This window comes from Mesorhizobium loti CJ3sym, assembly GCF_000472785.1.
Classification (GTDB): Bacteria; Pseudomonadota; Alphaproteobacteria; order Rhizobiales; family Rhizobiaceae; genus Mesorhizobium; species Mesorhizobium loti_E.
This window is the reverse complement of record NZ_AXAL01000001.1, coordinates 731,939-756,888: the sequence shown is the minus strand read 5'-3', so window position 1 is coordinate 756,888 and position 24,950 is coordinate 731,939. Positions and strand designations below refer to the sequence as shown.

General features: G+C 62.0%; 23 protein-coding genes. 8 read left to right on the top strand and 15 right to left on the bottom strand.

The window, feature by feature from the left end; all coding sequences use genetic code 11:
• Positions 1-36: 36 nt before the first annotated feature.
• From A3A9_RS0104110 to rpsF, 7 genes are all read right to left on the bottom strand, one after another.
• Positions 37-1,530, bottom strand: a complete 1,494-nt coding sequence (locus A3A9_RS0104110; protein WP_027034476.1) for a replicative DNA helicase — start codon at positions 1,528-1,530, stop codon at positions 37-39.
• Between the two features lie 220 nt (positions 1,531-1,750).
• Positions 1,751-2,728, bottom strand: a complete 978-nt coding sequence (locus A3A9_RS0104105; RefSeq protein WP_027057636.1) for a small ribosomal subunit Rsm22 family protein — start codon at positions 2,726-2,728, stop codon at positions 1,751-1,753.
• Positions 2,729-2,730: 2 nt separating this feature from the next.
• Entirely contained in the window at positions 2,731-3,054 is a 324-nt protein-coding gene (locus A3A9_RS0104100) for a YnfA family protein (protein ID WP_027057635.1), read from the bottom strand.
• Positions 3,055-3,145: 91 nt separating this feature from the next.
• Positions 3,146-4,438: an SAM-dependent methyltransferase gene (locus A3A9_RS0104095; protein ID WP_027057634.1), complete on the bottom strand. Its 1,293-nt coding sequence runs from the start codon at positions 4,436-4,438 to the stop codon at positions 3,146-3,148.
• A 175-nt stretch (positions 4,439-4,613) separates the two neighbouring features.
• Positions 4,614-5,198: a 50S ribosomal protein L9 gene (gene rplI / locus A3A9_RS0104090; RefSeq protein ID WP_027057633.1), complete on the bottom strand. Its 585-nt coding sequence runs from the start codon at positions 5,196-5,198 to the stop codon at positions 4,614-4,616.
• A gap of 205 nt (positions 5,199-5,403) precedes the next feature.
• Positions 5,404-5,652 carry a 30S ribosomal protein S18 gene (gene rpsR, locus A3A9_RS0104085; protein ID WP_006203718.1) on the bottom strand — a complete coding sequence of 83 codons (249 nt, stop codon included), beginning with the start codon at positions 5,650-5,652 and terminating at the stop codon, positions 5,404-5,406.
• Positions 5,652-6,146, bottom strand: coding sequence for a 30S ribosomal protein S6 (gene rpsF, locus A3A9_RS0104080; protein WP_027057632.1), 495 nt, complete (start codon positions 6,144-6,146; stop codon positions 5,652-5,654). Before rpsF ends, rpsR begins: the two co-directional genes overlap by 1 nt.
• Before the next feature lie 464 nt (positions 6,147-6,610).
• On the opposite strand from rpsF, the gene A3A9_RS0104075 reads away from it, so the two are divergent.
• Complete coding sequence (locus A3A9_RS0104075; protein WP_027057631.1) at positions 6,611-8,335, top strand: pilus assembly protein; 1,725 nt, start codon at positions 6,611-6,613, stop codon at positions 8,333-8,335.
• A gap of 34 nt (positions 8,336-8,369) precedes the next feature.
• Here A3A9_RS0104075 and A3A9_RS0104070 read toward each other — a convergent pair whose 3' ends face one another.
• Positions 8,370-10,322, bottom strand: a complete 1,953-nt coding sequence (locus A3A9_RS0104070) for an LTA synthase family protein (protein WP_082221855.1) — start codon at positions 10,320-10,322, stop codon at positions 8,370-8,372.
• A 255-nt stretch (positions 10,323-10,577) separates the two neighbouring features.
• Between A3A9_RS0104070 and fabD the strand changes: the two genes are divergently transcribed.
• From fabD to fabF, 4 genes are all read left to right on the top strand, one after another.
• Entirely contained in the window at positions 10,578-11,525 is a 948-nt protein-coding gene (fabD, locus tag A3A9_RS0104065) for an ACP S-malonyltransferase (RefSeq protein WP_027057629.1), read from the top strand.
• A 59-nt stretch (positions 11,526-11,584) separates the two neighbouring features.
• Positions 11,585-12,322 carry a 3-oxoacyl-[acyl-carrier-protein] reductase gene (fabG, locus tag A3A9_RS0104060; protein WP_027057628.1) on the top strand — a complete coding sequence of 246 codons (738 nt, stop codon included), beginning with the start codon at positions 11,585-11,587 and terminating at the stop codon, positions 12,320-12,322.
• 199 nt (positions 12,323-12,521) lie between these two features.
• Positions 12,522-12,758, top strand: coding sequence for an acyl carrier protein (locus A3A9_RS0104055; RefSeq protein WP_006203723.1), 237 nt, complete (start codon positions 12,522-12,524; stop codon positions 12,756-12,758).
• A gap of 34 nt (positions 12,759-12,792) precedes the next feature.
• Positions 12,793-14,055 carry a beta-ketoacyl-ACP synthase II gene (gene fabF, locus A3A9_RS0104050; protein ID WP_027057627.1) on the top strand — a complete coding sequence of 421 codons (1,263 nt, stop codon included), beginning with the start codon at positions 12,793-12,795 and terminating at the stop codon, positions 14,053-14,055.
• Here fabF and A3A9_RS45660 read toward each other — a convergent pair.
• Positions 14,043-14,327 carry a hypothetical protein gene (locus tag A3A9_RS45660; protein WP_245278971.1) on the bottom strand — a complete coding sequence of 95 codons (285 nt, stop codon included), beginning with the start codon at positions 14,325-14,327 and terminating at the stop codon, positions 14,043-14,045. The genes fabF and A3A9_RS45660 overlap by 13 nt on opposite strands.
• On the opposite strand from A3A9_RS45660, the gene mltG reads away from it, so the two are divergent.
• The 3 genes from mltG to gmk all read left to right on the top strand — a co-directional run bounded on the left by mltG (position 14,314) and on the right by gmk (position 17,143).
• Positions 14,314-15,417, top strand: a complete 1,104-nt coding sequence (gene mltG / locus A3A9_RS0104045; RefSeq protein ID WP_245278970.1) for an endolytic transglycosylase MltG — start codon at positions 14,314-14,316, stop codon at positions 15,415-15,417. The genes A3A9_RS45660 and mltG overlap by 14 nt on opposite strands.
• 157 nt (positions 15,418-15,574) lie before the next feature.
• Complete coding sequence (locus tag A3A9_RS0104040) at positions 15,575-16,465, top strand: YicC/YloC family endoribonuclease (protein ID WP_027057625.1); 891 nt, start codon at positions 15,575-15,577, stop codon at positions 16,463-16,465.
• A gap of 21 nt (positions 16,466-16,486) precedes the next feature.
• Positions 16,487-17,143, top strand: a complete 657-nt coding sequence (gene gmk, locus A3A9_RS0104035; protein WP_051370752.1) for a guanylate kinase — start codon at positions 16,487-16,489, stop codon at positions 17,141-17,143.
• 137 nt (positions 17,144-17,280) lie between these two features.
• On the opposite strand, the gene rsmA is transcribed toward gmk, so the two are convergent.
• The 6 genes from rsmA to lptF form a co-directional block, all read right to left on the bottom strand.
• Positions 17,281-18,120: a 16S rRNA (adenine(1518)-N(6)/adenine(1519)-N(6))-dimethyltransferase RsmA gene (gene rsmA, locus A3A9_RS0104030; protein WP_027057623.1), complete on the bottom strand. Its 840-nt coding sequence runs from the start codon at positions 18,118-18,120 to the stop codon at positions 17,281-17,283.
• Positions 18,121-18,145: 25 nt separating this feature from the next.
• Positions 18,146-19,162, bottom strand: a complete 1,017-nt coding sequence (gene pdxA / locus A3A9_RS0104025) for a 4-hydroxythreonine-4-phosphate dehydrogenase PdxA (RefSeq protein WP_202596345.1) — start codon at positions 19,160-19,162, stop codon at positions 18,146-18,148.
• Positions 19,163-19,175: 13 nt separating this feature from the next.
• On the bottom strand, positions 19,176-20,108 hold the full coding sequence (locus A3A9_RS0104020) for a peptidylprolyl isomerase (protein WP_027057621.1): 933 nt from the start codon (positions 20,106-20,108) through the stop codon (positions 19,176-19,178).
• Between the two features lie 88 nt (positions 20,109-20,196).
• Positions 20,197-22,590, bottom strand: a complete 2,394-nt coding sequence (locus A3A9_RS0104015) for an LPS-assembly protein LptD (RefSeq protein WP_027057620.1) — start codon at positions 22,588-22,590, stop codon at positions 20,197-20,199.
• Positions 22,590-23,675, bottom strand: a complete 1,086-nt coding sequence (gene lptG / locus A3A9_RS0104010) for an LPS export ABC transporter permease LptG (protein ID WP_027057704.1) — start codon at positions 23,673-23,675, stop codon at positions 22,590-22,592. Before lptG ends, A3A9_RS0104015 begins: the two co-directional genes overlap by 1 nt.
• Positions 23,672-24,874, bottom strand: coding sequence for an LPS export ABC transporter permease LptF (lptF, locus tag A3A9_RS0104005; protein WP_027057619.1), 1,203 nt, complete (start codon positions 24,872-24,874; stop codon positions 23,672-23,674). Before lptF ends, lptG begins: the two co-directional genes overlap by 4 nt.
• Positions 24,875-24,950: the final 76 nt, after the last annotated feature.

Below are 24,950 nucleotides of genomic sequence, written 5' to 3'. Positions count from 1 at the left end.
GTTTGCCAATCGCTGAAGGTTGGGTGGGTCAAAGGGCTACTCAAACCTCTCCGCTATATGATGTTCCTCAGCCAGATCGGAGAAGCGGGTGAATTCGCCGTGGAAGGCCAACGTCACCGAACCTGTCGGGCCATGGCGCTGCTTGGCGACGATGACCTCGGCCTTGCCGCGCATCTCGTTCATCTCGTTTTCCCACTTGACGTATTCTTCCGTGCCAAGCTTCGGCTCGCGGTTCTTGAGATAATACTCCTCGCGATAGACGAACATGACGACGTCGGCGTCCTGCTCGATCGAACCAGATTCACGCAAGTCGGAGAGTTGCGGGCGCTTGTCCTCGCGGCTTTCGACCTGACGCGACAGCTGCGACAGCGCGATGATCGGCACGGCCAGTTCCTTGGCCAGCGCCTTCAGGCCCGTGGTGATCTCGGTGATTTCCTGGACGCGGTTCTGCGAAGACTTGGCGCTCGAGCCCTGCATCAGCTGGATATAGTCGATGACGATCAGGTCGAGACCGCGCTGGCGCTTCAGGCGACGCGCGCGCGCAGACAGCTGCGCAATGGAAATACCGCCGGTCTGGTCGATGAACAGCGGAATCTTCTGCATGGTCTGCGAACAGGCGACCAGCTTTTCGAAGTCCATTTCGGTGATTTCGCCGCGGCGGATTTTCGAGGACGAGATTTCGGTCTGCTCGGAAATGATGCGGGTGGCGAGCTGTTCGGACGACATTTCGAGCGAGAAGAAGCCGACGACACCGCCATTGGCCGCCTTGAACGAGCCATCGGCCTGCTGCGCCGGCTCATACATCTCGGCAATGTTGAAGGCAATGTTGGTGGCGAGTGATGTCTTGCCCATGCCTGGACGGCCGGCGATAATGATCAGATCGGACGATTGCAGGCCGCCCATGCGGCGATCGAGATCGCGCATGCCGGTGGCGAGGCCCGACAGATGGCCGTCGCGCATATAGGCGGCGTTGGCCATGTCCACCGCGGTCTTGACCGCGTCGGTGAAGCTCTCGAAGCCGCCGTCGTAGCGGCCCGTCTCGGCCAGTTCGAACAGGCGCCGCTCGGCGTCCTCGATCTGCTCGGAGGGCGCCATGTCGACCGGCGCGTCATAGGCGATGTTGACCATGTCCTCGCCGACGGTGATCAGCGCGCGGCGCGTCGCCAGATCATAGATGGCGCGGCCGTAGTCGGTGGCATTGACGACTGTGACGGCTTCGACCGCCAGCCGCACGATATATTGCGCCACCGTCATGTCGCCGACCTTCTCGTCGGCCGGCAGGAAGGTCTTCAAGGTGATCGGCGTCGCCACCTTGCCCATGCGGATGAGCTCGGCCGCGATTTCGAAGATTTTTCTGTGCAGCGGTTCGTAGAAATGGCCCGGCTTGAGGAAGTCGGAGACGCGGTAGAAGGCATCGTTGTTGACGAGGATGGCGCCGAGCAGTGCCTGCTCGGCCTCGATGTTGTTCGGCGCCTCGCGATAAAGCGGTTGCTGCTCCGCCACGCCAAATTTTCGCGCTGCCTCTGCCATGATGTCCCCGATTTCGATCCCGGCTTCTCGATATCAGAACGAGACGAAACGGTGCTGACCTTTCTGCATCACTGCACGACCAAACAGCCTCGATGCCCGTTGTTCACAGGAACGGTAAACCGTCCACAGGAGAGTGTTGCTGTGTCCCGATTCCGTTTGACTCCGGGAGGCGCGGATCCCTATCCGAGTCGCTGGAACAGATCAAGAACAATCTTGGCGGTCACGTGCTTCCCCCTTCCAGCGTATCGCCCCAGTCCAAGCGCCGCGCCGCCTTGAACAGATCACCGTCGCGTTTTGTGAACAGTTGTTCGCCGGCGCCGCCGTCCGGTCCGCACAGCTTGAGCATAACCTTGCCCGAGCCGGATTTCGGCGGTGCGATCACCCGCGCAGGGCGAGACGCGGCGGGTTGGCGCGAAACGGCGACAAAAATGAATTTCTCGTCTTCCCACGGCACTTCCGCGTCCTTGGCCAGCCGATGCAGGCGCGAGCGGGCGACGCGGCGGGCAAAGTGGCACCAGTCGGGCGGGCTGAGCGGGCAGGGCGCTTCGTGCGGACAAGGCGCCAGCACATGCGCGCCGGCGGCGATCAACTGCGCGCGCACCGCCAGGATCCGCTGCCAGCCCGCCGGCGTGCCCGGCTCGACGATCAGCAATGTGTCTGTCGTCAGTTGCCATAGCCGCGCGACCATTTTGGGCAGTGATGCCGGCACGATCTCGTCCAGCACATAGGCGCATGTGACGAGGTCTGCAGACTGAAGATCGGCAAGGTCTGTTGTGACGTCACCGGCCCGCCATTCGGTCCGGGCGGTGATTGCATCGGCGGCAAGCGTCTCGCCAACCTTGCGCACTGCTGCACTCGCTTCCAGCAAAACGGCCTGTTCGAGATCGGGCCAGAGCTCGCTGGTGGCCCAAAGCACCGTACCAGGGCCGGCGCCGACATCGAGCAGGGTTTTCGGCATGAAATCCGGCCAGGCCTCGTTCAGCGCGCCGAGGCTGGCGCGAACCGCGGCATAGGTCGCCGGCAGCCGCGTCGCCAGATAGGCCTTGACCGCCATGTCCTGCGCCATGTGCAGACGTCCGTCGCGCAGTTCGGCCCGGTAGCGGTCGGAGAGTATCCTTGCCGCCTGCTTGAGCTCCGGAAGTGGCACTTTTTCCAGGATGCGATCGACGGCTTTCCGAAATGGGGCTGGCAACTCCATGGTCAGGCCCCGCGCGGCGCGAGCAGGATGATCGAGGCGCCGACTATGCAGAGCGAAGCACCGGCAACATCCCAGCGATCGGGCCGCAGGCCCTCCACCAGCCACAACCAGGCCAGCGAGGCAATGATGTAGATGCCGCCATAAGCGGCATAGGCACGGCCCGCGGCATTGGTGTCGACCAGCGCCAGAAGCCAGGCGAACACAAGCAGCGAGACGAAGCCTGGCGCCAGCCACAGCGGCGATCTTTCCAGCCGCCACCAGGCCCACACCGAAAAACAGCCAGCGATCTCGGCCAATGCTGCTGCTGCATAGAGGAGATAGGTCATGAAAAAGGTCTCGCGACGATCACGAAGCCTTTTTCAAGGCAGGGGCCGGGAATGGCAAGCGCCAATGGCGAAGCGCACCAAAGTCCTGCTTCTATTCAGCCACCTTGCGGCGGCGGGCGGGCTTGGCGGGCTTCTCGACCGGAGCCGCCTCGCGGCGGCCCATGTCGCGCATTTCCAGCGCCTTTTCGCATTTGGCCATATAGTCGCGGGTCACCGGCAGCGTGTCGTTCTTCTTGGTGATCTGGAACTGTAAGATCACCAGGTCCTGCCAGCGGAATGCAGCTTCCGAAGCGGCCAGATAGAATTCCCACATGCGGCAGAAGCGTTCGTCGTAGATCGCCTTGGCCTTGTCACGGTTCGCGGCAAAGCGCAGAGCCCAGTGCTTGAGCGTATCGGCATAGTGGAGCCGCAGGATCTCGACGTCCGTGACCACAAGGCCGGACTTTTCGATCGCTGGCATGACCTCGGACATTGCCGGGATGTACCCGCCCGGGAAAATATACTTGCGGATGAAGGCGCTGGTCGCCCATGGCACGCCGGAGCGGCCGATCGTGTGCAGGAGCATGACGCCATCGGGCTTCAGCAACGTTGCGGCCTTGTCGAAGAAGGTCCTGAAGTGGTTCACGCCGACATGTTCGAACATGCCGACCGAAACGATACGGTCGAAGCGTTCGTTGAGTTCGCGATAGTCCTTCAGCTCGAAATGGACGTGGTTTTCCAGGCCTTGCGCATGCGCCCGGTCGGTGGCGACGCCATGCTGTTCGGTCGACAGCGTCACGCCCTGCACGTCGACATCGAAGGCCTTGGCGAGATAAAGGCCGAGCCCGCCCCAGCCGGAGCCGATGTCGAGCACGGTCTGGCCGGCCTTCAGCCTGAGCTTGGCGGCGATATGGCGCTTCTTGGCTGCCTGTGCCTCGTCAAGCGTCATGTCCGGCTGCTCGAAATAGGCGCAGGAATACTGCATGTCCTCATCGAGGAAGAGCCGGTACAGATCGCCCGACAGATCGTAGTGGCGTTGCACGTTGCGGCGTGAGCGCGCTGCGGTGTTGATCTGCTGCAGGCGGCGGAAGGCATGGCGCAGGCCTTCGATCGCCTTCGACCAGGTTGCGTCGATGCCGCCACTGCCCATGTTCTGGAAGGCAATGCGCATCACGCCCAGCGCGCCGCCTTCGAGAATGTCGAGTTCGCCGTCCATGTAGGATTCAGGCACCGCCAGCATCGGATCGAAGGTGATAGCGCGTTCGGCATGTCGGGTTTTGATGTGCATGTGCACCGGCTCGCCGCTGCCGTCGCCGAACACGAATGTCGAACCCTTTGGCCCGGTAACCTTGAGATTGCCCGTACGCACCAGGCGGTCGAGAACGCGCTTCAGCAGGATATTCATAACCAAATGTCCCCTCACGGTCGGACTGGCTGCCTTAATTCTGCAACAATATATGGGGGTTCGAAAAGTTCCATTTGGCACAAAAAAGCCCGGGCGAGAGGCCCGGGCATTGGTCCAGAAAGGCTGGATGACGACAAAGTGATCGGAGCGCTGCTCCCTCGCTTGTCGTGAGCGGTCAGGCGTTGTCTTCGCCGCCTTCGAACTCGCTGTTCGGATCGAAGAAGTTTTCCGGCCGTGCATTGTCGTTGATGTCGTCGCCATAGATGGCTTCGGCGGTTGTCAGCGTCTCGCCCTTGGACTGACGCTCGGCTTCATCAGCCGTGCGGGCGATGTTGAGCGTGATCGTGACTTCGACTTCCGGATGCAGGGCGATCGCCACATTGGTGAGACCGATGGTCTTGATCGGCTGATTGAGCAGGATCTGGTTGCGGTTGACCGTGAAGCCTTCCGCGATCAGCAGATCTGCGATGTCGCGGGTCGACACCGAGCCGTAGAGCTGGCCGGTTTCACCGGCGGAGCGAACGGCGATGAAGCTCTTGCCGTCGAGCTTTTCGGCAACCTGGCTGGCTTCCGACTTGCGCTCGAGATTGCGCGCCTCAAGCTGGGCGCGCTGGCCTTCGAACTTCTTCTTGTTGGCTTCGTTGGCGCGCAGCGCCTTCCCCTGCGGCAGCAGGAAATTGCGGGCAAAGCCGTCCTTGACCTTGACGGTGTCGCCCATCTGGCCGAGTCGGGAAACGCGTTCGAGAAGAATGACGTCCATGATGTTGTTCCTTTTGTTAGGCGCAAGCGCCAAATTCTATGGAACAGGTCAGGAAGCTTGGGCGCGCATTGGGCGCCGGTGTCGCTGTCCTGCCTGTCGCGGCAGTTAGAGGTTTTGACCTCAACTCGGGATTTGATGCCTAAAACCGGTCATGCCCGTCATGGCCGGCGATAGGAACGGGCGGCGAACCGCCCGTTCGAGAGAATTAACGGACCACGTAGGGCAGCAGGCCGAGGAAGCGGGCGCGCTTGATCGCCTTGGCGAGTTCACGCTGCTTCTTCTGGCTGACGGCGGTGATGCGCGACGGCACGATCTTGCCGCGCTCGGAAATGTAACGCTGCAGCAGACGCACGTCCTTGTAATCGATCTTGGGCGCGTTGGCGCCGGAGAACGGGCAGGTCTTGCGGCGGCGATGGAAAGGGCGCCGGGTCGGGATCTGATTGATGTCGACCATTATTCTGCACCCCCTTCAAAGCCTTCGCGCGGACGGCGCGGACCACGATCAGCACCGGCGTCGCCGACGAAGCTGCGCGGCGGACGATCGCCACGGTCACGGTCGCCGAACGAACGCGGGCCACGGTCGCCACGGTCGCGGTCGCCGAAGCCACCGCGCTCGGAGCGCTCTTCGCGCTTCTGCATCATGGCCGACGGACCTTCCTCATGCGCCTCGACCTTGATGGTCAGGAAACGCAGGACGTCCTCGGACAGACCCATCTGGCGCTCCATCTCGTTGAGCGCGGCCGGCGGGCAGTTGAGGTCCATCAGCGTGTAGTATGCCTTCCGGTTCTTGTTGACCCGGTAGGTGAGGGACTTCAGTCCCCAGTTCTCGACCCGGCCGACGGACCCGCCATTCGCGGAGATGACGCCCTTGTACTGTTCGACAAGCGCATCGACCTGCTGCTGCGAGAGGTCCTGCCGGGCAAGAAACACATGTTCGTAAAGAGCCATTATGTCTTGGTGCCTTTCTTCGTTTCTCTTCCGGTTCCCGGCGGCAAAAGCCTCTGCAACTTCTCTGACCCGCTGATCCCGGTTAGGGGCGGGGAAGAAAGGAGCATGACGAGACGGTCGAGAGCGGAGACACGGGAGGCGGAAGCACTTCTGGCTTCACACGAAGGCTTTCGAAAAAACCTCCGGCCCTCCGTTCAGCCCCCAGCTGGGACCGGCAGATTGGCAGCGTCTATACAGCAATCCACTGATAAGGCAAGGGCAGGCGGCGTTTCCGATGTCGCAGCCCGCTGGAAAATAAAGCGCCGGCGCCAGAGCCGCTTGGCGACTTCCCGGCAACCAGCCCTTAACCACAATGTCAGGTTGCACAGGGTTGAGCGCCTTCGTCAACGGTCGATTCATCATGGAAGGCGCAAAAGCCCGGGCAATCCGCGCAGAACAGGCGGCAAGCATTTCCGGGGGTAAGGATGCTTCTCAACAGATTCTGGCGTTCGAAGAGCGGCAATTTCGCGCTTATGATGGGGGTTGGGCTGCCGGCTATCCTGTCAGCCGTGGCCTTTGCGGTCGACGTGTCGACCATCATGCGGGCCAAGAGCAACCTGCAGAATGCGCTCGATTCCGCAAATCTGGCCTCCTCGCATCTGGGCGATCTCGACATCACCCGCATCGATGCCTTCAATCGCTATTTTCAGGCCAACATCGCCGGGCATGGTGAACTCGCCAACGCGCAAGCGACGCTGACCGTCGACAAAGGCGTCAACTACATCAAGACGAAAGCTGTCGCTTCCGCGGATGTCAATTTGAACTTCGCCTTCCTGTTCGGCCAGAACAAACACATCGTCGTCGATGCCTCGGCCGTCGAATCGAACAACCAGCTCGAAGTCGTGCTGGTGCTGGACAATACTGGCTCCATGGCGGGAGCAAAAATTGCCGCTCTCAAGACAGCAACCGACAATCTGCTCAAGGAACTCGAAGCGACACAGTCACCAACGCGCACGGTCCACGTGGCGCTGGTTCCATTCGTGACCGCTGTCAATGTCAATGGCGACGGGTTCGATCCCTCCTGGATCGACATGGATGGCAAGTCATCCACCAACGGAATCAATTTCCCCATCATCAATGGCAAGCGTCCCAATCATATGGCGCTGTTCAGGCAGCTTATGAAAGATCCGGCCTCCGCCGCCAAATTGACGGGATGGAAGGACGCTACCGGGACGGACACGGGCTGGAAAGGTTGTGTCGAAGCACGGCCCGGGACCTTTAACATCTCCGATACGCCGCCGGATCCGTCCAGGCCCGACACTCTGTTCGTGCCTTATTTCGCGCCGGACGATCCGGGGGATGGCACCAAACCTTCAGGCAGTTATTCAAACGACGCCAATCACTACAACAACTCATTTATCAAAGACACGCCTGACGATGCCAAGCTCGCTCGCGACGGCGGCGTCAACATCCTTGGAATAGATTTGAGCGGCCTGCTTGCAAGCGTCGTCAATTTGGTGCTGGGCGGCCCTTCGAAGGCAGATCTCGAGACGGTCGCCAAATATGTGGCACCGCAGAACAGCTCCATTGGCACCGCAGCCACGACGGACCCAAATGCCTTGCAATTGACGGTGGGGCCAAACCGATCCTGCCCGTCGCCGATCGTTCCATTGACAGACGATTTTACTAAGCTTCGCAAAGAGGCTGGCAAGATGCTTGCCTGGGCGGGCTCCGGCACCAACGTCGCCGAGGGACTGGCCTGGGGCCAGCGTGTGCTGTCGCCCGGTGCGCCGTATCCCGATGGAACGCCGTGGAAGACGCCCGGGGTCAGCAAGATCGTCATGTTGCTGACGGATGGTGAGAACGTCGTTTACGGCGCCAGCAACGAGACGACCAAGTCTGACTATACGTCCTACGGTTATCTCGCGGGCTCCCCGTATGGCGCTCCGGGCCGCCTCGGATCGGACAACCAGGCGGCGGCGGCCCGCAACGTCGATGGCTGGACCAAGAGCGTCTGCACCCAGCTCAAGAACCAGGGCGCGCAAATCTACACCATGGTTCTGCAGTCCGACACCGCCGCCAACCGTACGCTGTACAGCGCCTGCGCTTCGGATCCGAGCGACTACTACGCCGTCAACGATCCCGCCAAACTGCCGAACGTATTCGAGCAGATCGCCAACAAGTTCTCGAAGCTGCAACTGACGAATTGACGCCGGATTCCACCTTCAGAACGCGTCGAATGCGTCAACTCGTATGGGCGACGACCTTGTCGACCGTCTCGGGGAAGAAGTCGGGCGCAGCCTGACGCTTGCCGAACATCATGTCGTACTGGATGAGCCGGAAATCGCGGATCGCCGGGTCGATATCCTTCTGACGCGACCAGTCAGGTGTGGCCTCGCCAACCGGGGTCAGCAAAAGGTTGCGGTCGACAACGCGGTAACGTTCCCGCACCTCGCCCAGGAAGCCCGTATAGTAGGGATGGGTGATGCCCGCTGCGGTGAGGATATGATAGGGCAGGAATGCCGGGCTCACCGTCCCGAGGTTCTTGACCGGACCGGAGCGGTTCGACCAGATGACCAGCGGTGTCTCGTGATGGTCGAGTGCGGCTTCCGGCGTCGGCTCCTTGCGCGGTGCGACGTTGTCCTTGAGGAAACCGGTTTCGACATAGACCGGCCCCAACGGTGGCAGATGGTCGCCGAAGAAGGCGACAATCGTCGGCCGCTCGCGCTTCTTGGCCCATTCGATCAGCCGTTCAAGGCCGTGGTCGGCGTCGGCTGAACCCTCTGCATAACTCAACAGCGAGGCGCGCGCCCATTGGCTGATCGGCGCCTGCACCGAGTGGGTCGTGTTGTCATAGCGGTTCGGTTCGTAGGGACCATGGTTCTGCAGGCTGACTGCGAAGAAGAAGACCGGTTCGTCGCTGGCGTCCGCCTCGCGGATGATCTCGTCGGTCATCGACGCATCCGATGCCAGCGGTCCGCGCTTCTCCATGGGCGGCAGCGTTTCTTCCGACTTGAAATCGTTGAATCCGAAATCGGCATAGACCGCGCCACGATTCCAGAACCAGTTGGTGCCTGGATGTATGGCACGCGCCCGGTAGCCTTCACTCTTCAGGAAGGTCGCCATCGAAGGTGTCGGTGTGCGCACATATTGCTGGTAGGGGATGCTGCCGGCGGGCAGGAAGGCGTTTGAAAAGCCGGTCAGCGCCTCGAATTCGATATTCGCGGTCATGCCGCCGAATTCAGGCGAGAACATCGAACCGGAACGCAATGCCCGCACGGTGGGAATGGGATCCGGCGTGATGGTGACGCCGGGCAGCTTTGCCGGATCCCAGAAGGATTCGCTCATGACGACAATGATGTCGGGCTTTTCCTCAGGCACCGAAGCGGCAATCTGCGGCCGGTCGATCGCGGCGATTGCCTTGTCGGAATAGCCCGGCGGTGCCGAGACGTGCGCCATCGGCACATTGAGCGCAAAGGCCAGTGCAAAGCCGTTGGAGGCATAATTCTCCTTCTGGTCCCACATAATCGGGATGATCTGCAGCCGGTCCCGGGTCCAGGAGAAGGTGGCGTAGTCCATGATCGAGACGAAGAAGGCGAGCAGCGGCACCGCCAGCGTCAGCCGGGCAAGGCGCCCCTTGCGGCTGAGTGCGGGAACCTTGCGGCGCCACAGCCGCCAGCCATAGACGAGCAGCGACAGGCCGGCGACGATGCCGACGACCATGGCGAGAGCGGTCATCGGCCGGTCGCGCACCAGGAGCGGCAGCAGCGCGAAGATCTGGCGGGCATAGAGAAAGTCAGTCGGATAGAGCGGATCGCCGAGATAATGCGATTTCTGGTGGCCGACAAAAGCCAGCGACAGCGTCAAGGGCGCGACGATCATCAGGCTCTGATGACTGCGGCCGAGCACAGCGTCGAGACCGATCAGGATCAGCGCGAACACGACGATCGTGGTCCAGCCAGGCTTGAGCGGCTGCAGGAAGAAGGAGACGGTGCCGGCAAAGTCGCCGCGCACGATCAATTCGATGGCAAACACAAGAATGGCCGAGATCGCCAAGCTGATCAGCCCGTAACGGACCACTGGCCACCTCCGGCCCGGCAGATAGCCGGTGGACGGATCGTCTTCCAGGAACTGTGGCGCGGCCTTGCCGACGCGTTTCGAACTCTTTGCCACCTTAACTTCCCCACCCAGCGACAGGCACGTCGCTCGATTGTCATACAATTGTCACGCAAAGCTAGCGCCTGTAGCGAAAATAAGAAGAGCCAGCAAACGATTCGTGAGCGGTTTTCATCAGGAGTGATCGCCAAAAAGCCCTTTTGGAACAGGCACTCCGCGCGGGGTTCGGGTTTGGGATCAGGTTGATCCGGGCTTGACTTAGCAGCCTGCCTTGCGCCACAGGCAGGGAAAACTCGTACTATCAGGCAAGCAAAACCAGTCTTGGAGAGCCCTCGCATGGCCATTGCATTCACCTTTCCGGGACAAGGCAGCCAGGCTGTCGGCATGGGCAAGGATCTCGCCGACGCCTTTCCCGAGGCGCGCAGGATCTTCCAGGAGGTCGACGACGCGCTCGGCGAGAACCTGTCGAAGTTGATCTGGGAAGGTCCCGAAGAGACCTTGACGCTGACTGCCAACGCGCAGCCGGCGCTGATGGCGGTATCGCTGGCGGCCATCAAGGCGCTGGAAGCGCGCGATTTCTTGCTGGGGGACAAGGTCGCCTATGTCGCCGGCCACTCGCTGGGCGAATATTCAGCGCTTGCCGCCGCGGGCTTTGTTTCCGTTGCCGATGCCGCCCGTCTGTTACGCATTCGCGGCAATGCCATGCAGGCGGCGGTGCCGGCCGGAGAGGGCGCCATGGCGGCGATCATTGGACTGGAGCAGGCCGATGTCGAAGCCGCCTGCACCGAGGCCGCGCAAGGGTCCGGCAAGGTCTGCCAGATCGCCAACGACAATGGCGGCGGCCAGCTGGTCATCTCCGGCGCCAGGGCCGCGGTCGAGCTCGCTGCAAAATTGTGCACCGAAAAGGGTGCCAAGCGGGTGTTGATGCTGCAGGTCTCGGCACCTTTCCATTCGGCACTGATGGCGCCGGCCGCGGACATCATGCGCGACGCGCTGGCTGGCGTGATGAAGCATGCGCCGGCGGTGCCCGTGCTGTCCAACGTCACCGTGACCCCGACCAGCGATCCCGACGAGATCGCGCGGCGCCTGGTCGACCAGATCACCGGCCGCGTGCGCTGGCGCGAAACGGTGGAATGGTTTGGCGCCAATGGCGTCACCACGCTTTATGAGATCGGCGCCGGCAAGGTGCTGTCGGGTCTGGCACGGCGGATCAACCGCGACATCGCCACATCAGCCGTCGGCACGCCGGCCGATGTCGAGGCCGCGCTGGCCTCACTTGCATAATCCACTGGCGATTTGACCCCTCCCGTGGGAAGGGTGTTCTCTAAGATCAGGAGACAAAAATGTTCGAACTGACCGGCCGCAAGGCGCTCGTCACCGGCGCATCGGGAGGCATCGGCGAGGCGATCGCCCGCGTGCTGCATGCGCAAGGCGCCATTGTCGGCCTGCACGGCACCCGCATCGAGAAACTGGAGACCTTGGCAAGCGAACTCGGCGATCGGGTAAAACTGTTTCCGGCCAATCTGTCGAACCGCGACGAGGTCAAGGCGCTTGGCCAGAAGGCGGAGGCCGATCTCGAAGGCGTCGACATCCTGGTCAACAATGCCGGCATTACCAAGGACGGCCTGTTCGTGCGCATGTCGGATGCCGACTGGGATACGGTGATGGAGGTCAATTTGACAGCCGTGTTCCGGCTGACCCGCGAACTCACCCATCCGATGATGCGCCGCCGCCATGGCCGCATCATCAACATCACCTCGGTGGTCGGCGTCACCGGCAATCCCGGCCAGACCAATTACTGCGCCACCAAGGCCGGCATGATCGGCTTTTCCAAGTCGCTGGCGCAGGAGATCGCCACCCGCAATATCACCGTCAACTGTGTCGCTCCCGGCTTCATCGAATCGGCGATGACCGGCAAGCTCAACGACAAGCAGAAAGAGGCGATCATGGCGGCGATCCCAACACGCCGCATGGGCACGAGTGTTGAAGTCGCATCCGCTGTCGCCTATCTCGCCTCCAACGAAGCCGCCTACGTCACCGGCCAGACCATCCATGTCAACGGCGGCATGGCGATGATTTGACTGTAATGGCGGGGTTGTGAAAAGAGACCATTTCGCCTTGGACCTCAGCGATTTTTCGTGTAATGCGGCCCGCAACCCGGCGGTTCGGGCAAAAACCGGTTCGTGGCCGTTGCGTTTCCGGCAGGACCATCTTTCAGCTTGATTAGCGGCATTCTGCCCGCTAACGAAGACAGACAAACAAAAGACGAGGATGCCCCAAATGAGTGACACCGCAGAGCGCGTCAAGAAGATCGTCATCGAGCACCTTGGCGTCGATGCCGACAAAGTGACGGAGCAGGCGAGCTTCATCGATGATCTGGGCGCTGACAGCCTCGACACGGTCGAACTCGTCATGGCGTTCGAAGAAGAGTTCGGCGTTGAGATCCCTGACGACGCAGCCGAGACCATCCTGACGGTCGGCGATGCGGTGAAGTACATCGACAAGGCTTCGGCCTGACGCTTTCCGCAGTCATCACCGGGGAGGACCTGCGATGAGGCGTGTCGTTGTCACGGGCCTTGGGTTGTTGTCGCCATTCGGCATGGGCTTCGAGCACAGCTGGAAGGAACTTCTGACCGGCCGCAGCGCCGCCAAGCGCATCACCGAGTTCGAGGTGGAGGATCTTGCCTGCAAGATCGCCCACGTCGTTCCGCGTGGCGATGGCAGCAATGCCACTTTCAATCCCGAGGCCGTGCTCGAGCCGAAGGAACTGCGCAAGATCGGCGACTTCATCCTGTACGGGATTGCAGCCGCCGATGAGGCGCTGAAGGATTCCGGCTGGGAACCCAAGACCCACGAAGAACAATGCGCTACCGGCGTGCTAATCGGTTCCGGCATTGGCGGCATCGAAGGCATCGCGGAGAACGCGATGATCCTCAAGGAACGCGGTCCGCGCCGCATCAGTCCCTTCTTCATCCCGGGCCAGATCATCAATCTCGTCTCTGGCCAGGTGTCGATCCGGCACGGGCTGAAGGGCCCGAACCATGCCGTGGTCACGGCGTGTTCGACCGGCGCGCACGCCATTGGCGATGCCGCCCGGCTGATCATGTGGGGCGATGCTGACGTCATGGTCGCCGGCGGCGCCGAAGCGCCGGTGACGCGGCTGTCGATCGCAGGTTTTGCTGCATGTCGGGCATTGTCGACCGATCGCAATGACACGCCGGAGACGGCGTCGCGCCCATACGACCGCGATCGCGACGGGTTCGTCATGGGCGAGGGTGCCGGTGTCGTCGTGCTTGAGGAACTGGAGCACGCCAAGGCGCGCGGTGCCAAGATTTATGCCGAGGTGACCGGCTATGGCCTCACTGGCGATGCCCATCATATCACGGCGCCTGCGGAGGACGGCGATGGCGCCTTCCGCTGCATGACGGCGGCGTTGAACCGGGCCAAGCTGACGCCTGCCGATGTCGACTACATCAACGCCCATGGCACTTCGACCATGGCCGACACCATTGAACTCGGCGCTGTCGAGCGGCTTGTCGGCAATGCCGCATCGAAGATTTCGATGTCGTCGACCAAGTCGTCGATCGGCCATCTTCTTGGCGCGGCGGGTGCCGCCGAAGCGATCTTCTCGATCCTTGCGATCAGGGACAATGTCGCGCCGGCGACCATCAACCTCGACCACCCGGAGCGCGAAACCGCGATCGACCTGGTGCCGAACAAGCCCCGCGCTCGCCAGATCGACGTGGCGCTGTCCAATTCCTTTGGCTTTGGCGGTACCAACGCTTCGCTTGTGTTCCAACGCTACAATGGCTGATAGCCCGGCTGCCGGGCGATGCTTTGGCCTGCCGTCAATTTTGCCATATTCGCCCCTACTCTGCCGCAGGGGATTCGTTGGGCGATCAAACGGTAGGGCGAAATGAGCACAAATCCGGCGGGCAACGGAGAATTCGGGCAACGGCCGGCGAACACCGGGCCGATTGTGCCGAAAACGGCCAGCGAGGCCTTGCGCCCGGAAGCCGGCACGCCGCCGCCGAAGCGCTCGCGCGCTTCGCGCAGCCAAGTGGTTGTGTTCATGAACTTCGTCATCACCTCGGTGATGCTGATGGTTCTGGCGGCGGGCGTCGCAGTCTATCTTGGCAAGCAGGAGTTCACCGAGCCAGGCCCCTCGGCCAATGGCGACACCTTCCTGATCAAGCCGAACACCGGCGTTGCGGACATCGCCGACCAGCTTGAGCGCCGCGGCTTGATAAGCGACGCCCGCGTATTCCGCCTTGGCGTGCGTGCCTTCGGCAACGATTCCGCGCTCAAGGCCGGTGAGTACGAGATCAAGCCCAAGGCATCCATGCGCGACATCATGGAGCTTTTGAAGAGCGGCAAGTCGGTGATGTACTCACTGACCATCCCCGAAGGGCTGACGGTCGAGCAGGCCCTGCAGCGCATCGCCGACGAACCCGCCTTGAGTGGCGACATGCCGACGACAACGCCGCCCGAGGGCAGCCTTGCCACCGACACGTTGCGCTTCACGCGTGGCGCGACGCGCCAGCAGATGATCGACAAGCTGGTGGCCGATCAGAAGAAGCTGGTCGATGAGGTATGGCAACGGCGTGCGCCGGACCTGCCGCTGGCCAGCGTCGATGACTTTGTCACCCTGGCTTCGATCGTCGAGAAGGAAACCGGCAGGGGTGACGAGCGCTCGCGCGTCGCCGCCGTCTTCATCAACCGGTTGGCCAAGGGCATGCGCCTGCAATCCGATCCGACCATCATCTATGGTCTGTTCGGCGGCAAGGGAAAGCCCGCGGATCGCCCGATCTACCAGTCGGACATCCAGAAGCAGACGCCCTACAACACCTATGTGATCAGCGGCCTGCCGCCGACGCCCATCGCCAATCCGGGCCGTGCAGCACTTGAGGCCGTGGCCAATCCATCCAAGACCGACGACCTCTATTTCGTCGCTGACGGCACGGGCGGTCACGTCTTTGCCGCGACGCTGGATGAGCACAATGAGAACGTCGCCCGTTATCGTGCGTTGCAGAAGAAGCAGGCCGATGACGCGGCCAAGGCCGCCGCTGCCGCTGGTACCAATGCCGACAAGCCCGCCGACAACAAGCCTGCCGACAACAGCGATGGTGATAGCAGCGGTGGCGACAGTGGCGACGCCGGCGGCGATGCCCAGTAATACAAAGAAAGACGTTGCCCGGAAGGCGACAGCCTGACATTTGAAGAACGTCGCGCGTCTGATTTCGACGCATCCGCGGCGCGGTTATTTTTAAGCAGCACTTGCCCCTGTCCGGAAAACCGGTTTCGGGGTGATGCGCCAGGGGTGTGCAGGCGACATGAATTTGCAGAGCATGACCGGATTTGCACGCGCCGTCGCTGAGCATGACGGCACCTCGATCGCCTGGGAGGTCAAGTCCGTCAACGGCAAGAGCGTCGAGGTCCGGCTACGGCTGCCGCAAGGTTTCGAGCGGTTGGAGCCGGCGGTCAGGCAAACGTTGCAAAAGCGTTTCGCCCGCGGCAATTTCCAGGCGACGCTGACCATCGGCCGTGCCGCCGGCGCGCAGGCGCAACCCGTCGTCAACGAGGCCTTCCTGAAAGACCTTGCCGGCCTGGCCAAGCGGCTGCAGGAGCAATTCGGCGTAGCGCCCGCGACGGCTGACGGGTTGCTGTCGCTGCGTGGCGTGCTCGACATTCCTGAAACCGTCGAAACCGAAGAGGCCCGCGCCGCACTCGACATCGCCATCATGGCCGCGCTCGACATGGCGCTGAAAGGGCTGGAACAGGCACGGCAGAGCGAGGGTGCTGCATTGGCTCTGCTGCTGTCGGGCCAGATCGACGCCATCGAGGCATTGACGCTGCGCGCCGAAGCGGACACGTCACGCGATCCGGCGGCGATCCGTGAGCGCATCGCCGAGCAAATCAGGCTGCTGATGGATGCGTCCGCCAATCTGGACCCAAGCCGGCTGCATATGGAAGCGGCCTTCCTGGCCACCAAGGCCGACATTCGCGAAGAGATCGACCGGTTGAAAACACATGTCGCGTCCGGCCGAACCCTGCTCAAGGACGGCGGCGCCGTCGGTCGCAAGCTCGATTTTCTGGCACAGGAATTTAACCGCGAATCGAATACGCTGTGCTCAAAGTCGAATGCCGCCGCCGTTACCGCGATCGGGCTGGAGCTGAAGGCGGTGGTCGACCAGTTTCGTGAACAGGTCCAGAATCTGGAGTAGCCGATGGTTGCCAAGGAACCAATGGTTCTGAGGGATTTGGGGTCCCGCATTCGCCGCCGGGGGCTGATGCTTGTCCTGTCGTCGCCGTCAGGCGCCGGCAAGTCGACGATCGCGCGCAACCTCCTGGAAAGCGATTCCAGCCTCGAACTGTCGGTCTCGGTCACCACCAGACCGCGCCGCGGCTCGGAGATCGAAGGGGTTCACTACCATTTCCGCACCATGCGCGAGTTCGAGCGGCTGCGCGATTCCGACGCGCTACTTGAATGGGCGGAGGTGCACGGCAATTGCTACGCGACACCGCGCGAACCCGCCGAACTGGCGCTGGCGCAGGGCCGCGATATGTTGTTCGACATCGACTGGCAAGGCGCGCAGCAACTGAAGGAGAAGATGCGCGCCGACATTGTCTCGATCTTCGTCCTGCCGCCGTCGATGAAGGAATTGAAGGCGCGGCTGAAGCGCCGCGCCGAGGACCAGGAAGCGGTGATCGAGACGCGGCTGAAGAACGCCCGCAATGAGATCGAGCACTGGAAGGAATATGATTTCGTCATCGTCAATGACGACCTCGACCGCGCCTTCGCCGAGGTGCGCGGCATCGTTGTCGCCGAAAGGTTGCGGCGGGACCGCCGACCCGGTCTGTTCGATTTTGTCTCTGGACTGTTGGACGAGAAGACGGAGTGAAGTCTTTTTCCTTCTCCCCTTGTGGGAGACGGTGGCCCGAAGGGCCTGATGAGGGGCAGCGCCATACCTGCGAAAAGTTCGTGCCGCCCCCTCATCTGCCTGCCGGCATCTTCTCCCCGTAAAACGGGAGAAGGGAGCTAAACCGCGTTCGTCAACCGCACAAATTCCTCGACGCTAAGCGTTTCGGCGCGTCGGGTCGGGTCGATGCCGGCGCGTTCGAGCAGGGCTTCGCCGCCGAGGCTTTTCACGCTCTGCCGCAACATCTTTCGACGTTGGCCGAAAGCGGCCTCGGTGACGCGGCCGAGTTTCTTGACATCGGTGGGCAGGGGCGTCGCGCGCGGCTCCAGATGCACCACTGAAGAGGTGACCTTGGGCGGTGGTGTGAAGGCCTGGGCCGGCACGTCGAAAGCGATCCTGGCCTGCGTGCGCCAGCCGGCCAGCACGCCAAGCCTGCCATAGGCATCGCTGCCGGGCGCGGCGACGATGCGCTGCGCCACTTCGCGCTGGAACATCAGCGTCATCGAGGCGTAGAAGGGCGGCCAGTCCACGACCGTCAGCCAGCGCACGAGCAGTTCCGTGCCGATATTGTAAGGCAGATTGGCCACGATCCGCACCGGACCACCGTCTGCGGTAGCCGCGGAAGCAAGAGCGGCGAAGTCGGTCTTCAGCGCGTCGCCCGAAATCACCTCCAGGCGGCCGGGGTAATGAGCGGAGACTTCGGCAAGGGCTGCCAGGCAGCGTTCATCGCGCTCGACGGCAACGACCCGGCGAGCGCCGTTGGAAAGCAGCGCCCTCGTCAGTCCTCCAGGTCCCGGTCCAACCTCGATCACCGCAGTGTTTGTCAGATCGCCGGCGCTGCGTGCGATCTTGCCGGTCAAGTTGAGGTCGAGCAGAAAATTCTGGCCAAGCGCCTTTTTCGCCTGCAGCCCATGGCGCTCGATGACGTCGCGCAGCGGCGGCAGCCCGTCGATGCTCATGCTAGGAGACCTGAAGCCGAAAAGCTCATGCGGCCACGGCCTTTGCGTCGGTGTCGGCGAGCCTCCTGGCAAGCTTCAGCGCCGCGATCAGGCTGTCGGCCCGCGCAATGCCCTTGCCGGCGATGTCGAACGCCGTGCCGTGGTCCGGCGAGGTGCGGATGAAGGGCAGGCCGAGCGTGACGTTGACCGCCTCGTCGAAGGCCAGCGCCTTGGCCGGGATCAACGCCTGGTCATGATACATGCATAGCGCCGCATCGTAGCCTGCCCGCGCCCGGACATGAAACAGCGTGTCGGCCGGGAGCGGCCCGAAAGCATCGATGCCTTCGGCGCGCAGGATCTCGACTGCCGGGCGCACGATACGCTCGTCCTCCAGGCCCATGGAACCGCCTTCGCCCGCATGCGGATTGAGGCCGGCTATGGCCAGCCTCGGCCTGGCGATGCCGAAGCGACTGGCGAGATCGGCGGCGGTGATGCGCGCGGTAGCTATGATCAATTCGGTGGTCAGCGCCTTCGGCACCTCAGCCAGAGCGATGTGGATGGTGACGGGAACCGTGCGCAGGTCTGGGCCTGCGAGCATCATGACCGGCATTGCGTCGACCCCACTGTGCCGGGCCGCCAGATGCGCCAGATATTCGGTGTGGCCGGGAAAGCGGAAGCCGGCATCATAGAGCGGCTTCTTGGCAATGGGGCAGGTGACCACGGCCGCCGCGTGGCCGGCAAGGCAAGCTGCGACGGCGCGGTCGATCGCTTCGATGGTGCCGGCCGCATTAGCCGGGTCGGGTCGTCCGGGACTGTCGATGCTTTTGGCCGTCAATGGGAAGATCGGCAGGGCCCGGGCAAACGCTTGCGTCGCTTGCGCCGGCGTCGTTTCGACGATCGGCACCGACACGCCGATGTGGTTTGCCCGCGACGCGATCAGCGCCGGATCGGCCAGCAGATAAAAGGCGGGCAGGCCGAGAGCCTCACGCGCCAGAAAGGCGGCGATGGCGATTTCGGGGCCGATGCCGGAGGGATCGCCGACGCTCAGCGCCAGCGCGGTCATCGCGCTGCTCACGTCAGCGCTTGACGATGCGGGCTTTCGCCTTCAATTCGTCGACATATTTCTTGCTGAGTGCGTCGGCATCCTTGTCACCGGAGCCTTCGCTCTGGAACACCATCTGCGCCGTCTTGTCGTCCGACACTTCGCGCGATGAGCAGATGCCGATGAACTCGACGCCGCGCTCGGTCTCGCGCGTGACGGTAGCGCCGCCGACCTTGGTGGCCTTGATCTGCTCGGCCCAGTCCGGCGGCAATTGCGGCGCCAGGATCCGGCCCAGATCGCGAACGGTGACGTCGATCAGGCCCTTGGCGAACTCGCGCGTCGTGGTGCAGCCGTTGAAGCGGGCACGCATGGCATCGGCTTCACGCTTGCGCTTGGCCAGCGTCGCGCTGCGTTCGGCGGCGGGCACAACGAAGATGACCTGCTGCAGCATGTACTCGGTGGCGCTCGGTTTGGCTCCGCCCTTGTCGAGCATGCGCCTGACGGCGTCCTGCTCGGTCACGCTGCCGCCGTCGCCGGAACGGTAGCGCGCGCTCAAGGCCTGGTTCCAGGCCATCTGGGCGCGGATGAATTCCTTGAAATGGTCCTTGCTGACGCCGGATTTTTCCATGACGCCGTCAAGCTGGCTGAGCTGCATCTTGTTGCCCGAGGCAAAGCGCTGGTAGGCCGCCTCGACCTGCGCATCGCTGATGCGGATGCCAAGTCGCCTGGCCTCGGCCAGCCGCAGCGTCTGGTCGATCATTTCCTGGCCCGCGTCGCCCTTCTTGTGCTGCAGCTTCAGGAAGGCGGCACGGTGCGCAATATCGCCTGACGTGATTGGTATGTCGTTGACGACGTACTTGATCTCGCTGGCGAAAGCCGGCGGCGTCATGACGGTCATCGACACGGATGTCGCGGCCACAAGCAGCGCAAACCCTGCTGAAAAGAGGTATTTCCTCATCGTTAGCATCCCAATTCTATCCCGGTCCCGCCCAATTTCGTCCTCTTCCGGGTGCGCGAATCCGTGCCAGCCCTATGCGGCGAAACGATGTCGCCGATTACTGGATGGTGTCGACTGCGCTGGTCGACGAGCCGAAGTCGCCGAGGGTGCGGAACGACAGGTTGAAGCCGATGCTCTGCGTCACTTCCCTGGTGGTCAGGTCACGCGACTGAGAGTACGTCATCAGATAGGTGAAGCAGGAATCGTTGTAGGCGAAGCCGACCCCATCCTTGACCAGCAGGCTTTGCTGCAGATCGTATGTTCCTGTCCCGAACACGCGCCAGTTCTCGGCAAGATGCGTCGATGCACCAAGCGTGACCTCGTGACGGTCGGTGGTGAAACCGTAGAGCGGCTGGGCCTGGATGAAGGCGTATTTGGCGCTCAGCGACACCGGTAGGCCTGAATAGGCGGCTTTCAGCTCGGCGCGGCGAACCTGGAAGGTCTGCTCGTCGAAGCGGCCGCTGACCGAGGCCGCGAAGCCGTTCGGGCTGTTGATGCCAAACAAACCGACATAGTCAGACTTGCTGGTTTCCAGACCCGAATAAGCGCCAACATTGACCACATCCGGCGCGGCGAAGGAGTTCTCTCCGCCTATCTGATAGGACTGGCCGAAAATGGCATTGGTGCCCCAGCCGTTGATGTAGGAGCCGGAATAGCGGAAGCCGACATTGGCGCGCGAGCCACCCTCGATGCGGTCATAACCGGAGAATTTGTCGCGTTCGAACAGAGTGGTCGCGTCGAACACCATGCTCTGGGCGTCTTCGTTGGGAATAGCGAGGCCGCCGACATATTGTTCGTTCGGACGCATGAACACCTGCGCCATCGGCTCTAAGACGTGGCTGGACCCGCTAGCCAAGGAAAACAGCAGCGGCCAGCTCATTTCAAGCCCGGCGGTTGCCATGTAACGGGCAAACGATGAGCGCATGTCATCCTGTTGGCCCAAATTCGTCGCCATCTGGTTGATCGCGGCGAGTGAACCAGATGATGCGTTAAGGTAGTCGACGTCACCCTGCAGCGCCAGCAATGGTGTCACCACCAGCCCGTCATCGGTGACAAAAGTCCTTTTCCATTCGGACTCGGCGGTGAGGCGCCCGGATTCGCCCTCGATGCCGGGCACGCGCACCGTAGGTGTCGTCGTGCCGTCATCGAGATCATCGCGGCGGATGACCCGCGTATTGACATTGAACGACAACTGCCCGCCGGCAACCGACGCATCGGGAATGTAGGCGTAGTCTAGTGAAGGCAGCACCCAGGGCTGCTGGCCGCTGCGCGCGGTGCTGTCGGTGGTGTTTTCTTGAACGTCGAAATGCATGGCGCGCACGTCGAAGTAGTTTCGGTCATTGAGGCCCGTCAGGTAAACTGTCGACTGGTGGACGGAGGCGTTGTATTTATCGATATTATAGGTGTTCGAAAAATCCTTGTCGGTCTGCAGCAGTATGTCCCAGCCGACATTCCAGCGTTCATTGATGGCGAACTGGCCCTGCGTACCCATCATGCCGCGGAATTTGTTTGGATCGCCCGCCGCACCCGAATCGACATTGCGGCCGTTGCTGTCGATGAAGGCGTCTGCATTCTGCTGCTGAATCCCGGCGATCTTCAACGTGTATTCGCCATTGTTGAAGCGCTGGCGCCACTCGGCCTCTCCAAGGAAACCCTGCTTTGTGTAGCCGCTGCCCGTCACCGTCAGGTCATAGGTCGGCGAAAGGGCGAAATAATAGGGAACCTTGACGCTGTATCCCAGATGGCTGTTGTAGCTGATGCTGGGGATGAGGAATCCGCTCTTGCGCTTCACGGTCGGGTCGGCGATCTCGAACGCCGGCAGATAGGCGAGCGGAAAACCGAAGAATTCGAAATTCGCATTCTCGAAGCGAACCGTCTTCTTCTCGCCGTTCCAGATGATCTTTCTGGCCTTCACGCGCCAGGTCGGCGCTTTGTTGGGCTTGTCTTCGCACGGTTCGCAGGCGGTGTAGACGCCATTATGGAAGGTGGTCAGCACACCGCCCATGCGCTCGGCGCTTTCGGCGGCGAAATAGGCCTTGTCGATGGTTTCAACGCGGAGCGCGTTGGCGAAACCGTCGGCGAAATCGTCGGTGATGTCGATATGTTCCGAATTGATCTTGGTGCCGTCGCTGTTGACGAGCTCGACTTTGCCACTGGCAACCAACCGCTTGGTGGCGCGGTCGTATACAACCCTCTGGGCGACGAGGCGGTTGCCGCCGTAGTCGATCTGCACGCCACCGATTGCCGTCACGGTCTGGTTGTCGTTGTTATACTCCAGCGTATCAGCCGCCAGCAGCATCTGGGTGCCGGCCGGAACGGACGACACGTTGCCGACCTTCTGCGCGAACGCCGGCAGAGCGACACCGCAGGCAAGCAGGCACGCCAAGGCGCTCGCCGCATAGAGGCGCGCCAAACGGGCCTGCCTGTTGCTGGGCAAAAACGCCTCCCTCACTAGCCGTCTTCCTTGTATAGCAGGAAAGTCACCCCGAAGAACATAGCTACCACGACCGGTACCCAGGCGGCTATGGCGGTCGGCACGAATCCTGCCACGCCGAATGCCTTCACGAGCACCGAAACGACATAAAGCAGAAACCCGGCAACGACGCCACCCAGAATCATCGTTGCAGACTGCCCCATTCGTGCAAATCGCATTGAAACTGTTGCCGCAATCAGCGTCATGGCGACGAGGAGGAACGGCAGCGCCACCAGCGAATCGAACTGCATGGCAAAGGCATTTGCCTTGAGGCCGAAGGAGCGGGCAACCTCGATTTTTCCGGGCAGGTCGTAGAACGGGATGGTTTCCGGGCGCGCCAGCCGCTCCTGCACGAATTCCGGCTTCAAATAGGTCGGCACACGATCGCTTGCCGCTGGCGTGATGGTGCCGTTCCGGAACGTCTTTACATCCTGCAAATCCCAATATCCGTCGCGAAGATAGGCGCGGGCAGCGTCCTTGCGCTCGACGATATTGCCTTGCGGGTCAAGAATGAAAAAGACGACATCGGCCATCTCAAGGCCCTGATTGAGGATGGCCCGCGCGCCGATGATGGTGTCGCCGGAGCTGGTTTTCTGCCGGATCCAGGGGGCGGCGTCGGCTGAAACGGTATTTGATTTGCCGGAGCGTAATTGAGTCTCGATCTGCTCGGACCAGGAGAAGGCGTGCGCGGCGAGCGGGTTGATGAGCCCCACTGAGACCAAGCCGAACAGCAAAGCTCCGATGCAGCATGGCAACAGGAATTGCCAGGCGGAAACACCCGCCGAGCGCGCGATGACCAGTTCGTAGCGGCGGTTGAGCGAAACCAGGGTCGCCATTGCCGAGAACAAGCCGACAAACGGCACCGTCTGCAGCATGATCATCGGCATCCGAAGGCCCGAAATGGCCACCGCCGTCCCATAGGTGAAGCCGGGCAGGCCGGTGGTGCGCCCGGACAGCTCGGTGAAATCGATCAGGAACACCAGCGCCAGCAGGCCCAGGAAGAACCAGATCGTGATCGTCACGTAACGGAAGAAGAAATAACGGCCCAGCGTCCAGCCCATCAGCCGATCCCCTGACCTGAAGTGCCGCGCCGGGAGAAACGCAGCTTGAGCGCGTTCCAGCCGTCGCCGAAGCGGCCCGCCAGGTTTGTCATCCAGTCGGCCCAGGCCACCGGCAGCTCCATGGTCCGGTTCGAGACGATGAACCAGATGGCCACCACAGCAGCCACGATAGGCACGCAATAGACCATATAGCCGTATAAAGGCACTTCATCGGCCTTGCTCGCGGCAAAGAAACCCAGCCAGCGCACGAACAGCGATATCGTGATGGCGGTGATCAAAGGATTGATGCGCGCCTCGCGATGCGAGCGCGCATCGCCTGCGACCGCGAGCGCGATCAGCGCGAAAACCATGGAATAGGTCCATTCCGAAAACCGTTGATCGATCTCGGCGCGGTATTCCTGGGGGTTTTGCTGAAAATTCTTGTCGTTGGCGCTGGGATTGAGCAGGTATTGGGTCGTCTGGTCCTTCGGCAGCAGCGTTACCTGGTTGGCTGCCGACAGGAAGGCCGACATGTCGAAGGCATAGGAGGTGAACCGGATAACGGACAGATCTCCGGTCACCGTTTTGCGGTGGATGACGCCATCATTCATCACCAGGACTTTTTCACCGTTTCGCTCGGCAACGCTGCCGGTCTTGGCGTAATAGACGAGGTTGACGCCTTCCTCGCGCGAATCGGCGACGAAGACGCCGCCCAGCCTGTTGTCGGGAAGCCGCTCGCCGATCTGCAGGAACAACCCGTCCTCGATCTTTCGGAAGGTGCCTTCCTGGATGATCAGCGACAGCAGATCGGCGCGCGACTCAGCCACCAAAGCGCGGTTCTTCTGCCGAGCATAGGGGTCTATGCCATTGTCGACGGCAAAGGAAAAAACGCTGGCTGCAATTGCTAGAAGCATGATTGGCCGCACGATCGTCCAGCGCGAGGCGCCAGCGGCGTTGACGACGGCGAGCTCGGAATCCGAATTCATGACACTGAGTGTCTGGGCAACCGCCACCACCAGCGCGAAAGGCACGACGATCGGGATGATCGAGGGAAGAATAAGGGCGGCGACCTCGAAGAAGGTCAGCGACGACTGGCCGCTATCGGTGACCAGATCGATCTTGGCCAGCACCTGCGTGGTCCACACAATGGCCAGCGTCCAGACCAGCGCTGCCAGGAAGACCACGAAAGCGCGGCGCATGATGTAGCGTTCAACGACCTTCATGAAGGCTTTACTCGGTTTTCTCGAACGGCATCATGCCACCACGCTAAGGGTAGCTGTCCGGCGACGCCCGCACAAC

Excerpts from the sequence above, each read along its gene's own strand:
- A3A9_RS0104110 (WP_027034476.1), bottom strand. The coding sequence starts at position 1,530 with ATGGCAGAGGCAGCGCGAAAATTTGGCGTGGCGGAGCAGCAACCGCTT.
- A3A9_RS0104105 (WP_027057636.1), bottom strand. The coding sequence starts at position 2,728 with ATGGAGTTGCCAGCCCCATTTCGGAAAGCCGTCGATCGCATCCTGGAA.
- A3A9_RS0104100 (WP_027057635.1), bottom strand. The coding sequence starts at position 3,054 with ATGACCTATCTCCTCTATGCAGCAGCAGCATTGGCCGAGATCGCTGGC.
- A3A9_RS0104095 (WP_027057634.1), bottom strand. The coding sequence starts at position 4,438 with ATGAATATCCTGCTGAAGCGCGTTCTCGACCGCCTGGTGCGTACGGGC.
- rplI (WP_027057633.1), bottom strand. The coding sequence starts at position 5,198 with ATGGACGTCATTCTTCTCGAACGCGTTTCCCGACTCGGCCAGATGGGC.
- rpsR (WP_006203718.1), bottom strand. The coding sequence starts at position 5,652 with ATGGTCGACATCAATCAGATCCCGACCCGGCGCCCTTTCCATCGCCGC.
- rpsF (WP_027057632.1), bottom strand. The coding sequence starts at position 6,146 with ATGGCTCTTTACGAACATGTGTTTCTTGCCCGGCAGGACCTCTCGCAG.
- A3A9_RS0104075 (WP_027057631.1), top strand. The coding sequence starts at position 6,611 with ATGCTTCTCAACAGATTCTGGCGTTCGAAGAGCGGCAATTTCGCGCTT.
- fabD (WP_027057629.1), top strand. The coding sequence starts at position 10,578 with ATGGCCATTGCATTCACCTTTCCGGGACAAGGCAGCCAGGCTGTCGGC.
- fabG (WP_027057628.1), top strand. The coding sequence starts at position 11,585 with ATGTTCGAACTGACCGGCCGCAAGGCGCTCGTCACCGGCGCATCGGGA.
- A3A9_RS0104055 (WP_006203723.1), top strand. The coding sequence starts at position 12,522 with ATGAGTGACACCGCAGAGCGCGTCAAGAAGATCGTCATCGAGCACCTT.
- fabF (WP_027057627.1), top strand. The coding sequence starts at position 12,793 with ATGAGGCGTGTCGTTGTCACGGGCCTTGGGTTGTTGTCGCCATTCGGC.
- mltG (WP_245278970.1), top strand. The coding sequence starts at position 14,314 with ATGAACTTCGTCATCACCTCGGTGATGCTGATGGTTCTGGCGGCGGGC.
- A3A9_RS45660 (WP_245278971.1), bottom strand. The coding sequence starts at position 14,327 with ATGACGAAGTTCATGAACACAACCACTTGGCTGCGCGAAGCGCGCGAG.
- A3A9_RS0104040 (WP_027057625.1), top strand. The coding sequence starts at position 15,575 with ATGAATTTGCAGAGCATGACCGGATTTGCACGCGCCGTCGCTGAGCAT.
- gmk (WP_051370752.1), top strand. The coding sequence starts at position 16,487 with ATGGTTCTGAGGGATTTGGGGTCCCGCATTCGCCGCCGGGGGCTGATG.
- rsmA (WP_027057623.1), bottom strand. The coding sequence starts at position 18,120 with ATGAGCATCGACGGGCTGCCGCCGCTGCGCGACGTCATCGAGCGCCAT.
- pdxA (WP_202596345.1), bottom strand. The coding sequence starts at position 19,162 with ATGACCGCGCTGGCGCTGAGCGTCGGCGATCCCTCCGGCATCGGCCCC.
- A3A9_RS0104020 (WP_027057621.1), bottom strand. The coding sequence starts at position 20,108 with ATGCTAACGATGAGGAAATACCTCTTTTCAGCAGGGTTTGCGCTGCTT.
- lptF (WP_027057619.1), bottom strand. The coding sequence starts at position 24,874 with ATGAAGGTCGTTGAACGCTACATCATGCGCCGCGCTTTCGTGGTCTTC.